We start from the raw sequence: 10,747 nt of genomic DNA, 5'->3' as shown, positions 1-10,747 counted from the left end.
GGACGGGCTGAATACCCAAGCGCCGGCCGGCACCATCCAGCCCGTCCGGCGTTTGAGGACGAGCGCGTTCAGCGCGACAAAGGGGGGTCTGGGGGCGGCAGCCCCCAGGGGATGGGAACGGGTAGGGGCGGCGGGGGCGAGGAAACGCCGACTGCGCGCGGCCACCTGGGTGGCTTCCTGCGCCACACCCCCTCTTCCGTGCCGAGTTTGTCTGATTAGCGCGTATCGTCGCCGCATGCCCACGCCATTCGGATCTCGCGGCGGCATGGCGTTCGGTGCGGAGGAGCTGCGTGTGCTCCGCCGTGCTCTCGCCCTCGCCCTCCACCCCGGCCCCGCCTCCGCGGAGGACGTCCAGGACTGTCTCCGGCTTGCCGAGTCCGTCGACGAGGCGGCGCGTGAGGGAGCCAGGCTGCGCGCCTTCCTCGTGGCCGACCTCGCCCGCTACCGCGCCGCCCTCCCCGGCACCGCCGCCGGCTACCTCACGCTCCTGGAGGAGGCCCTGGGCGCCGGGTACCGCCCGGACCCGGACGACCTCGCCGCCCTCCGGGCCCTGCGGGGCAACCCGGTCGCCGCCGCCCTCCTGGACCGCTGTCTGCGGCACGCGGAACGGAACGTACGGGCCCGGCTCGGCGCCAGGGTGTCCGGCCGGGCGCCCGTCACGCCGACGGTGCCCGCCTCCCGTACCCGGCTCCTGGCCCTGCCCGGCGGTCTCGCCGCCCAGGACCCCGGCAGGAAGCCCGGCGAGAAGCCCGTCGAGAAGAAGCCGGGCGAGCGTCCCGCCCCGGCGCCCCGGCCCGCTCCCGACGCCCCCAAGCCCGGCCGCCCCATCCCCACCCCGGGCGAGGTCTTCCCGCGCCGCAAGCCGACCCCGCCCGCGAATCCGCCGCAACAGCTCGCCGCGGGTTGAGTCGAACGGAGTACGACCCACAGAGGCCCGGGCCCCCGCCCGGGCCTTTCGGCTGCCCTGGCTACTCTGGTCGCATGGACTACGTCTCCGCGCTCGTGCCCCCGGTAGTGATGGCCGCGCTCTTCATCGGTGTGATCGTGACGATGGTGAAGAGTCAGGGCGGTGCCAACAAGGCCAAGGAGGACGCCGTCGTCGACGCGACCCTCGCCAGGGCCGAGCAGACCCGGCAGGCCGGACAGGATCACACCACTTTGTAGGGGTTTGAGCAGGTAAGCGCACGTCCTTCGCGCTATTCACCCTTTCTCCCACTACTGTGCTGAGTTGTGCCTCGCCCATTGGGAGAACTCGAAGACGCGGTCATGACGCGGGTGTGGAAGTGGAACCGCCCGGTCACCGTTCGAGAAGTCCTGGAAGACCTTCAGCAGGAACGGTCCATCGCGTACACCACGGTGATGACCGTTTTGGACAATCTCCATCAGAAGGGCTGGGTCCGTCGCGAGGCGGAAGGCCGGGCCTATCGATATGAGGCGGTCTCCACCCGAGCCGCCTACGCGGCCGCGCTGATGAACGAAGCCTGGTCGCAGAGCGACAACCCCGCCGCCGCTCTCGTCGCCTTCTTCGGCATGATGAGCGAAGAACAGCGGCTGGCCCTCAGGGATGCCGTTCGCATCGCCCAAGGGCCGGAACAGGCGGAACAGGTCGAACAGCCCGGGCAGCCGGAAGCCGCGGAACATACCGCCGGCGAGAAGCCCGCCTACGAGAACCCCGCCTCGGCCGAGGACCCCACCGGGCGATAGCGTCCGCTCATGTCAGCGATGCGTCCCGAAGTCACAGCGAAAGCCATCACCGTCCGGCGGGCCAGGACCAGCGATGTCCAGGCCGTACGCGGACTCCTTGACTCGTTCGTCCGGGGCCGTATCCTGCTCGACAAAGCGACGGTGACGCTTTACGAGGACATCCAGGAGTTCTGGGTCGCGGAACGCGACGACAACGGCGAGGTCGTGGGGTGCGGCGCACTCCATGTGATGTGGGAAGACCTCGCCGAAGTCCGTACTCTCGCGGTGAACCCGGACCTGAAGGGTTCCGGTGTCGGGCATCAGTTGCTGGAGAAGTTGCTGCAGACCGCCCGCTGGCTCGGCGTTCGGCGCGTTTTCTGTCTGACCTTTGAAGTGGACTTCTTCGGGAAGCACGGCTTCGTGGAGATCGGTGAGACGCCTGTTGACACCGATGTCTACGCCGAGCTACTGCGTTCCTATGACGAGGGCGTCGCCGAGTTCCTCGGTCTCGAACGAGTGAAACCGAACACCTTGGGCAACAGTCGGATGCTTCTGCATCTGTGATCGGGCATCGGTGATCGGGCATCGGCAATTCCTGTGAGCCGCCTGCCCAGGTTCCCTATGTCCGAAACGCGTACGTTTCCGGTCGGGGGAAGGACCGTCGGTCTCTCCCGGGGGTTTGTGTTTTTCCGGCAAAAGCGGTTTGCTTTCCGACGTACTGCAGTACTGCATATAACAGGGGATGCGAAACAGCGGCGCACGCCGTGGGCATCGGCTCCCACGTTATCGATGAAAGGAAATCCGGTGGCACAGAAGGTTCAGGTCCTTCTTGTCGACGACCTCGACGGCGGCGAGGCGGACGAGACCGTGACGTTCGCGTTGGACGGCAAGACGTTCGAGATCGATCTCACGACTGCCAATGCTGACAAGCTTCGCGGTCTTCTCGAGCCCTACGTCAAGGGCGGCCGCCGTACTGGAGGCCGTGCTTCGGGTGGGCGTGGAAAGGCGCGTGTCGCTTCCGGCGGCAGCCAGGACACCGCGCAGATCCGTGCTTGGGCGAAGGAGAACGGTTACGAGGTCAACGACCGTGGCCGTGTTCCCGCGTCCATTCGCGAGGCTTACGAGAAGGCCAACGGCTGAGCGCACGCGCGCCGCAGTCGGACGCGATGGCATTGAGTCGCCAGCGTGTCCACCAGCCGTACGAGATCGGGGGCGCCTCCGACGCCCCCCAGGGCCGACATCGTCGGCAGCGGGACCGCCGTCCCGCACCCTGTTTCAGGGGGCCGCAGCCAGACAGCGGCCCCCTGCGGATTTGTCCGGCCCTGGGCGATGCCCTGAGTGCCGGGAGAGCTGCCCGCCGGGACGGGGGAACCGGGCAGCCCGGGCGGCCCCGGCGGCAAGGGAGCCTCGATGTGGCCGCCCGCGCCGATCGCCCTCAGGTCCGCGGCGAGCCCGCCCCACTCCAGCCAGTCCAGCAGCCCCGGCAACTCGTCCGCGCTGCCCGTGGCCACCAACAGCAGCATCCAGTCCCCGTGCAGGGCCACCGGGGAAGCCGGCGCCCGCACCTGCCCCCGGTGCCGCAGCGCCGCGAAGCCCGCCTCGGCCGGCACGTCGAGCACGTCGAAGCTCCGGCCCACGACCAGCCGTACCGGAAGGCCCCCGGATCCGGAACCGGGCACTGTCGCCCACCCCAGTTCGTTCTCGTACCAGTGCAGGACATCGCTCGTGGTGTCGCCCGGGTCGAGAGGGCGGCGAGGAAGGGGGACAGTGGGAACCATGCGAAGCCAACCGTCGCGAAGGGCCGCGAGTTACGCTGGGTGCCCTTGCGGGCGCGTGGAGTTCCGATTTCGGGGATGCGCGGAGCAGTTCGGCGGCGCAAGGTTGTTCGCCCGTAGCGGAGGGAACCGGTGCATCCGGCATGGAGTGTCGGTCCGTACGGGTAAGACATCCCTAGTGGGAGGGGGCGACACGCAGAAAAGGCCGTCTCACGTTCGCCATCGGCGTACTGATAGTGAGGGTAACTGCCTGGCCTGCGGGAACATCGTCTCGCACGATCGGGTTGGAGCATATGTCGGCGTTCAGGGTCAGGAGGCTGTGTTGGTTCTCGGTCCGGTGTCGGCAGTTGGAATGAGCGGTCCCCGCTTGCGGGACTAAGCTGCGGAAGGACAGGGAGGGGAGCGTCCCCTTACTGCCTGACCGCTCTGAGGAGCGATTAACGATGTTCGAGAGGTTCACCGACCGCGCGCGGCGGGTTGTCGTCCTGGCTCAGGAAGAAGCCCGGATGCTCAACCACAACTACATCGGCACCGAGCACATCCTCCTGGGCCTGATCCACGAGGGTGAAGGTGTCGCCGCAAAGGCCCTGGAGAGCCTCGGCATTTCGCTTGAGGCGGTCCGTCAGCAGGTGGAGGAGATCATCGGTCAGGGCCAGCAGGCCCCGTCCGGGCACATCCCCTTCACCCCCCGTGCCAAGAAGGTCCTGGAGCTGTCGCTCCGCGAGGCCCTTCAGCTGGGCCACAACTACATCGGCACGGAGCACATCCTGCTCGGCCTGATCCGTGAGGGCGAGGGCGTCGCCGCCCAGGTCCTGGTCAAGCTGGGCGCCGATCTCAACCGGGTGCGGCAGCAGGTCATCCAGCTGCTCTCCGGTTACCAGGGCAAGGAGACCGCCACCGCCGGCGGCCCCGCCGAGGGCACCCCCTCGACGTCCCTGGTCCTCGACCAGTTCGGCCGGAATCTCACCCAGGCCGCTCGTGAGTCCAAGCTCGACCCGGTCATCGGGCGCGAGAAGGAGATCGAGCGGGTCATGCAGGTGCTGTCCCGGCGTACGAAGAACAACCCGGTCCTGATCGGTGAGCCCGGCGTCGGCAAGACCGCCGTCGTCGAGGGCCTCGCCCAGGCCATCGTCAAGGGCGAGGTGCCCGAGACCCTCAAGGACAAGCACCTCTACACCCTGGACCTCGGCGCGCTGGTCGCCGGCTCCCGCTACCGCGGTGACTTCGAGGAGCGCCTGAAGAAGGTCCTCAAGGAGATCCGCACCCGCGGCGACATCATCCTGTTCATCGACGAGCTGCACACGCTCGTCGGCGCGGGTGCCGCCGAGGGCGCCATCGACGCCGCTTCGATCCTGAAGCCGATGCTGGCCCGCGGTGAGCTGCAGACCATCGGTGCCACCACGCTCGACGAGTACCGCAAGCACCTCGAGAAGGACGCGGCCCTCGAGCGCCGCTTCCAGCCGATCCAGGTGGCGGAGCCTTCCCTCCCCCACACGATCGAGATCCTCAAGGGCCTGCGCGACCGGTACGAGGCGCACCACCGCGTCTCGATCACCGACGAGGCCCTGGTGCAGGCGGCGACGCTCGCCGACCGCTACATCTCGGACCGGTTCCTGCCCGACAAGGCGATCGACCTCATCGACGAGGCCGGTTCCCGGATGCGCATCCGCCGGATGACCGCTCCGCCGGACCTGCGCGAGTTCGACGAGAAGATCGCCGGCGTCCGCCGGGACAAGGAGTCCGCGATCGACTCGCAGGACTTCGAGAAGGCCGCCTCTCTCCGTGACAAGGAGAAGCAGCTCCTCGCCGCGAAGGCCAAGCGGGAGAAGGAGTGGAAGGCCGGCGACATGGACGTCGTCGCCGAGGTCGACGGCGAGCTGATCGCCGAGGTCCTCGCGACCGCCACCGGCATCCCGGTCTTCAAGCTGACCGAGGAGGAGTCGAGCCGCCTGCTGCGCATGGAGGACGAGCTCCACAAGCGGGTCATCGGCCAGAAGGACGCCGTCAAGGCGCTCTCCAAGGCGATCCGTCGTACGCGTGCCGGTCTGAAGGACCCGAAGCGCCCCGGTGGTTCGTTCATCTTCGCCGGTCCGTCCGGTGTCGGTAAGACCGAGCTGAGCAAGGCCCTGGCCGAGTTCCTCTTCGGTGACGAGGACGCGCTGATCTCCCTCGACATGTCGGAGTTCAGCGAGAAGCACACGGTGTCGCGGCTCTTCGGTTCGCCCCCCGGCTACGTGGGCTACGAAGAGGGCGGCCAGCTGACCGAGAAGGTCCGCCGCAAGCCGTTCTCCGTCGTCCTCTTCGACGAGGTCGAGAAGGCCCACCCGGACATCTTCAACTCGCTGCTGCAGATCCTGGAGGACGGTCGGCTGACCGACTCCCAGGGCCGGGTCGTGGACTTCAAGAACACGGTCATCATCATGACGACCAACCTCGGCACGCGGGACATCTCCAAGGGCTTCAACCTGGGCTTCGCGGCCTCCGGTGACAAGAAGTCCAACTACGAGCGCATGAAGAACAAGGTCTCGGACGAGCTGAAGCAGCACTTCCGGCCCGAGTTCCTCAACCGCGTCGACGACGTGGTCGTCTTCCCGCAGCTCACGCAGGACGACATCCTCCAGATCGTCGACCTGATGGTCGGCAAGGTGGACGAGCGCCTGAAGGACCGGGACATGGGCATCGAGCTGTCCCAGGCCGCCAAGGAGCTGCTGTCCAAGAAGGGTTACGACCCTGTCCTGGGCGCGCGCCCGCTGCGTCGCACGATCCAGCGCGAGATCGAGGACACGCTCTCGGAGAAGATCCTCTTCGGCGAGCTGCGTCCCGGTCACATCGTGGTCGTCGACACGGAGGGCGAGGGTGAGGCGGCGACCTTCACCTTCCGCGGCGAGGAGAAGTCGGCACTGCCCGACGTCCCGCCGATCGAGCAGGCGGCCGGCGGTGCCGGGCCGAACCTGAGCAAGGAGGCGTGACCCTCCGGGGTTGAGCCGAAGAAAAGGGGCCGGTGCTTTCGAGCACCGGCCCCTTTCGCATGCCCGATGGGGCCTGATGGGGTCGCTTAAGACAGCTGGCCGTCGTAGTCCGGCAGCTTGTACGTCTTCTCGGCGTGGCCGCCCGAGAGGTCGGTGGCGCTGTTGCCGATGTTGGCGATGATCGTGTAGCCCTTCGACTCGATGTCGACGCGCTGCGCGGTCTTGTAGTCGGCAACGTTCTTGAAGAGGTCGATCAGATTGCGGACGTACAGCCCGCTGACGTCGTAGCCGACGTACGTGAGGTTGTACTGCGTCAGGGGCTTGATGATGTCCGGGCGCGCGCTGACGAAGAAGAGGGCGACGCCGTGGTCCTGGGCGTACTGGGCCACCTTCAGCACGGGCGCGTTGGCAGGCGACGGGTAGCTGAAGCCGAAGTCGGTCTCCAGGGTGGTGTTGTCGATGTCGAAGACGATCGCCGGCTTCTCGCCCGTGGAGGCGGCGGCGATGCGCTGCTTCAGGTAGGGCAGTGCCTGGTCCATCACGGCCTGGCAGTCCGCCTGCCAGGTGGCGTAGTCGACGTCCGCGGCGGCCGTCACGGACGTGGTGGCCGTGGTGGTCGCGGCCTGGGCGGTACCGGGGCCGACCAGGGTCACCGCGGCGACCGCTGCGACCGCGGTCAGGCCGATGCGGCGCGTCCAGGGCGTCCAGGAGCCTCTTGTCATCGGGATGGGGGTCCTCTCACGTAGGTCCGTGCGGTGCCAGGGACTGCAGATGTCAGGGGCATGCTTGCGGGAGTGAGTGGCGCGGGCGGGAAGGGAACATTACTCACGGGTAGCGGCGAGATGCCAGTAGTCGGAGGGGGTTTGTTCGGCTCGCAGTCGGGGTGGCGTGGGTCCCATTGCGCGCGTCACAGTCGCCGTCCTCCGGCCCTGTGGGCCGGTGACATGATACACAGGCGAAATGTCCGTTACTAGGGTGATTAGTGGGTGACGGGGTGGGTGGGGGATGGTTTGTGTGGTGCGATAGCTTGGGTCGCTTTATCAATAAGTAGGTAATTTGCGTTGAACTACTACCTTGTGCCGTAGACCAGGGGTTTGGGGATGGGTGGGGGGCGGGGGTACCAAGGGGTTTCCCATCCGGCGAGGTCGCCTGTGCCGGGTGGTTTTTCTGTCCCCGTCCCCATGAGGTTTCGATGCTCAAGCGCGCCACCGCCCGTGTTTCCCGTATCTCCGTTCTGGCCGCAGGGCTCGCGGCGTCGGTCGTGCTGGGCACGGCCGGGATCGCGGCCGCCGCCGACACCGGTACGACGGCGAGTGCCGTCCAGGTCCAGGCCGTCGCGAAGAAGGCCGCCGCCAAGAAGGCCGCCTCCTGGGTGGACCCGGTGAAGAAGTACACGCTCAGCGCCAGCTTCAACCAGGCCGGCAACATGTGGTCGTCCACGCACTCCGGCCAGGACTTCGCCGTGCCGAGCGGTACGAAGGTCTTCGCCGCGCACGGTGGCACCGTCGTCAAGGCCGGCGGCAACGGCGCCGGTGACGGGTCGGCGTACGGCAACGCCATCGTGATCAAGCACGGCAACGGCACGTACTCGCAGTACGCCCATCTGTCGAAGATCAACGTGAAGGTCGGCCAGGTCGTGGCCACCGGGCAGCGCATCGCCCTGTCGGGCAACACGGGCAACTCCAGCGGCCCGCACCTGCACTTCGAGATCCGTACGACCGCGAACTACGGCTCCGCCGTGGACCCGGTGGCGTTTCTGCGGGCCAAGGGCGTGACTGTCTGACGGAGGCCTCGGTGGCCGTGATCTACGGCTGCTCCGTGCCCTCGTGGGCCTGGGTGACCAGGCCGATCGCCACCTCCAGGACCGCCTTGCGCTTCTCGTCCGCGTCGCCCGCGAGGTCCTGGAGGACGAACATCCCGGCGTGCAGCGTGAACATCGCGCTGATGCAGCGGACCTGGTCGACCAGGGCGGCGTCCGGGTCGATGATGATCTCCCGCATACCGAGCATCCGCGTCTTGAACGTGTCGCCGATGCTCAGATCCCGTACCGTCGCCTGGTTCTCCTGCATGAAGCGGAAGAGCGGTGCCGCCTCGCCGAGCGCCTCGCTGTAGCGGCGGATGATCTCCTGCTTGGTGTCGAGGCTGTGCGGCTGCTGCCTGCCCCACTCGATCAGGTCCTCGATCGGCTTCGTCAGGTCCTCGAACAGGCTGACGATGATCTCTTCCTTGGTCTTGAAGTGGTAGTAGAGCGCCGCCTTCGTGACGTCGAGGCGCTCGGCGATCTCCCGCAGCGAGGTCTTCTCGTAGCCCTGTTCGGCGAAGAGTTCGAGCGCCACGTCCTGGATGCGCTGGCGGGTGTCCCCGCGGCGGCGCTGCTTGGTGCGGTCCATTGCTCGTACTCCTGCTTCTGAATGCCCTGGTGGGCGCCCTTGGGACAAAACTTACTTGACGCCCGGCTAGTTAGAGGTCTAGCTTCCCCAGTGTAGTCAACTTGCCGGTCGGCAAGTAAGTAGGAGTAGCAGTAGTACGTGGGGGAGTGGGGCGGAGACGATGGCGGACGCACAGGTAGTAGGGGACCGGCCGGACGGGGTCGACGGGCAGGGTGAGCAGGGCAAGCAGCCGCGGAGTGTGCGGGTGGTGCTGCTCGCGCTCATGATCGCGATGATGCTCGCGATGCTGGACAACATGATCATCGGTACGGCGATGCCGACGATCGTCGGTGAACTGGGCGGGCTCGAACACCTGTCGTGGGTCGTGACCGCCTACACGCTCGCGACCGCCGCCTCCACCCCGATCTGGGGCAAGCTCGGTGACATGTACGGGCGCAAGGGCGTCTTCATGACGTCGATCGTGCTCTTCCTGATCGGGTCGGCGCTCAGCGGCATGGCCCAGGACATGGGGCAGCTGATCGGCTTCCGGGCCGTCCAGGGGCTCGGCGCCGGTGGCCTGATGGTCGGCGTCATGGCGATCATCGGGGACCTGATTCCGCCGCGTGAGCGCGGCAAGTACCAGGGCATGATGGCCGGCGTGATGGCGCTCGCCATGATCGGCGGACCGCTGGTCGGCGGGGCGCTGACGGACCACCTGGGCTGGCGCTGGTCGTTCTACATCAACCTGCCGCTGGGTGTGGTCGCGCTCGTCGCCATCAGCGCGGTGCTGCACCTGCCGAAGAAGCGGGCGCAGACGCGGATCGACTATCCCGGCGCGGCGCTGCTGACGGTCGGCATCACCGCGATCGTGCTGGTCACGACGTGGGGCGGTACGGAGTACGCGTGGGGCTCCGCCAGGATCATGGAGCTGATCGGGATCGGCGTCGCCTCGCTCGTCGGGTTCGTGTTCTGGCAGACCAAGGCCGCCGAGCCGATCATGCCGCTGCACATATTCCGCAGCCGGAACTTCTCGCTGATGTCGGTCATCGGCTTCGTCACCGGGTTCGTGATGTTCGGGGCGGTGCTGTTCCTGCCGCTGTACCAGCAGTCCGTGCAGGGTGCGTCCGCGACCAACTCGGGGCTGCTGCTGCTTCCGATGCTCGGCGCGATGATGGTCGTGTCGATGATCGCCGGGCGGGTGACCACGAGCAGTGGCAGGTACAAGGTGTTCCCGGTGGTCGGCAGTGTGCTGATGATCGTGGGGCTGTTCCTGCTCGCGCAGATGGACACCGGGACCTCGCGGGTGACGTCCGGTGTGTACATGGCGATCGTCGGTGCCGGTATGGGCTGCCTGATGCAGATCACCATGCTGGTCGCGCAGAACAGCGTCGAGATGAAGGACATGGGTGTCGCGTCCTCCGGGGCCACGCTGTTCCGGACGCTCGGGGCGTCGTTCGGAGTCGCGATCATGGGGGCGCTGTTCAACAGCCGCGTCCAGGAAGTGATGACCGAGCGGGCTGGGGCGCTGGGGTCCAAGGTGACCGAGCAGTCGGCTCAGCTGGATGCGGCGAGCCTGGCGAAGTTGCCGGCGGCGGCGCGGGAGGCGTACCAGTACGCGGTGTCTTCCGGGACGCACTCGGCGTTCTTGCTGGGGGCTGTGGTGGCGGTCGCGGCGCTGGTGGCGGCGGTGTTCGTGAAGGAGGTTCCGTTGAAGGGGGCGGGGCCTGAGAAGGGGGATGAGGGGGCGCGTTCGGGGGTGGCCAAGGGGGCTGTGGCTGAGGTGGTGTGAGGCTCGCCCCCGCCGCCCTTACCCGTTCCCATCCCTCGGGGGCTGCCGCCCCCGAACCCCCGCTACGGCCCTGAACGGGCCTGTGGGTCGTTCTCCGTCAGCTCCTGGAGCGCGTCCACGATCTTCTGCTCCAGAACCACCGTGAGCAGGCCGTTCTTGAGC

The 10,747-nt window shown here is 67.4% G+C and carries 11 protein-coding genes and 1 pseudogene; 8 read left to right on the top strand and 4 right to left on the bottom strand.

What is annotated here, in order from left to right:
- Nucleotides 1-265 precede the first annotated feature (265 nt).
- From ACWCRB_RS46640 to ACWCRB_RS46620, 5 genes are all read left to right on the top strand, one after another.
- Complete coding sequence (locus tag ACWCRB_RS46640) at nt 266-907, top strand: hypothetical protein (protein WP_451001880.1); 642 nt, start codon at nt 266-268, stop codon at nt 905-907.
- Between the two features lie 74 nt (nt 908-981).
- Nucleotides 982-1,164, top strand: a complete 183-nt coding sequence (locus ACWCRB_RS46635; protein ID WP_235475885.1) for a hypothetical protein — start codon at nt 982-984, stop codon at nt 1,162-1,164.
- Between the two features lie 66 nt (nt 1,165-1,230).
- Nucleotides 1,231-1,704: a BlaI/MecI/CopY family transcriptional regulator gene (locus tag ACWCRB_RS46630; RefSeq protein WP_451001879.1), complete on the top strand. Its 474-nt coding sequence runs from the start codon at nt 1,231-1,233 to the stop codon at nt 1,702-1,704.
- Nucleotides 1,705-1,713: 9 nt separating this feature from the next.
- Nucleotides 1,714-2,247 (top strand): amino-acid N-acetyltransferase, encoded by a 534-nt coding sequence (locus tag ACWCRB_RS46625; RefSeq protein ID WP_235475884.1) that lies wholly within the window; start codon nt 1,714-1,716, stop codon nt 2,245-2,247.
- A gap of 240 nt (nt 2,248-2,487) precedes the next feature.
- Nucleotides 2,488-2,823, top strand: coding sequence for a histone-like nucleoid-structuring protein Lsr2 (locus tag ACWCRB_RS46620; protein WP_235475883.1), 336 nt, complete (start codon nt 2,488-2,490; stop codon nt 2,821-2,823).
- On the opposite strand, the gene ACWCRB_RS46615 is transcribed toward ACWCRB_RS46620, so the two are convergent.
- Nucleotides 2,802-3,461, bottom strand: a complete 660-nt coding sequence (locus tag ACWCRB_RS46615; protein ID WP_451001878.1) for an SCO3374 family protein — start codon at nt 3,459-3,461, stop codon at nt 2,802-2,804. The two genes, ACWCRB_RS46620 and ACWCRB_RS46615, sit on opposite strands and share 22 nt — an antisense overlap.
- 440 nt (nt 3,462-3,901) lie before the next feature.
- Here ACWCRB_RS46615 and ACWCRB_RS46610 point away from each other — a divergent pair, with 440 nt between their 5' ends.
- A complete protein-coding gene (locus ACWCRB_RS46610) occupies nt 3,902-6,427 on the top strand; it encodes an ATP-dependent Clp protease ATP-binding subunit (protein ID WP_235475881.1) in 2,526 nt (841 codons plus the stop codon).
- Nucleotides 6,428-6,513: 86 nt separating this feature from the next.
- On the opposite strand, the gene ACWCRB_RS46605 is transcribed toward ACWCRB_RS46610, so the two are convergent.
- Nucleotides 6,514-7,149, bottom strand: coding sequence for an HAD family acid phosphatase (locus tag ACWCRB_RS46605; RefSeq protein ID WP_451001877.1), 636 nt, complete (start codon nt 7,147-7,149; stop codon nt 6,514-6,516).
- 470 nt (nt 7,150-7,619) lie between these two features.
- Here ACWCRB_RS46605 and ACWCRB_RS46600 point away from each other — a divergent pair, with 470 nt between their 5' ends.
- A complete protein-coding gene (locus ACWCRB_RS46600) occupies nt 7,620-8,210 on the top strand; it encodes a M23 family metallopeptidase (RefSeq protein ID WP_451001876.1) in 591 nt (196 codons plus the stop codon).
- 22 nt (nt 8,211-8,232) lie between these two features.
- On the opposite strand, the gene ACWCRB_RS46595 is transcribed toward ACWCRB_RS46600, so the two are convergent.
- Nucleotides 8,233-8,817 carry a TetR/AcrR family transcriptional regulator gene (locus ACWCRB_RS46595; RefSeq protein ID WP_451001875.1) on the bottom strand — a complete coding sequence of 195 codons (585 nt, stop codon included), beginning with the start codon at nt 8,815-8,817 and terminating at the stop codon, nt 8,233-8,235.
- 160 nt (nt 8,818-8,977) lie between these two features.
- Here ACWCRB_RS46595 and ACWCRB_RS46590 point away from each other — a divergent pair, with 160 nt between their 5' ends.
- Nucleotides 8,978-10,585, top strand: coding sequence for an MDR family MFS transporter (locus ACWCRB_RS46590; protein WP_451001874.1), 1,608 nt, complete (start codon nt 8,978-8,980; stop codon nt 10,583-10,585).
- A 77-nt stretch (nt 10,586-10,662) separates the two neighbouring features.
- On the opposite strand, the pseudogene ACWCRB_RS46585 reads toward ACWCRB_RS46590, so the two are convergent.
- Nucleotides 10,663-10,747: pseudogene (locus ACWCRB_RS46585) on the bottom strand (3-isopropylmalate dehydratase small subunit); the annotation flags it as partial.

The organism is Streptomyces sp. NPDC002156, assembly GCF_053593675.1.
Note: the sequence above shows the minus strand (reverse complement) of the source record. Positions and strands in the feature narration are given on the sequence as shown.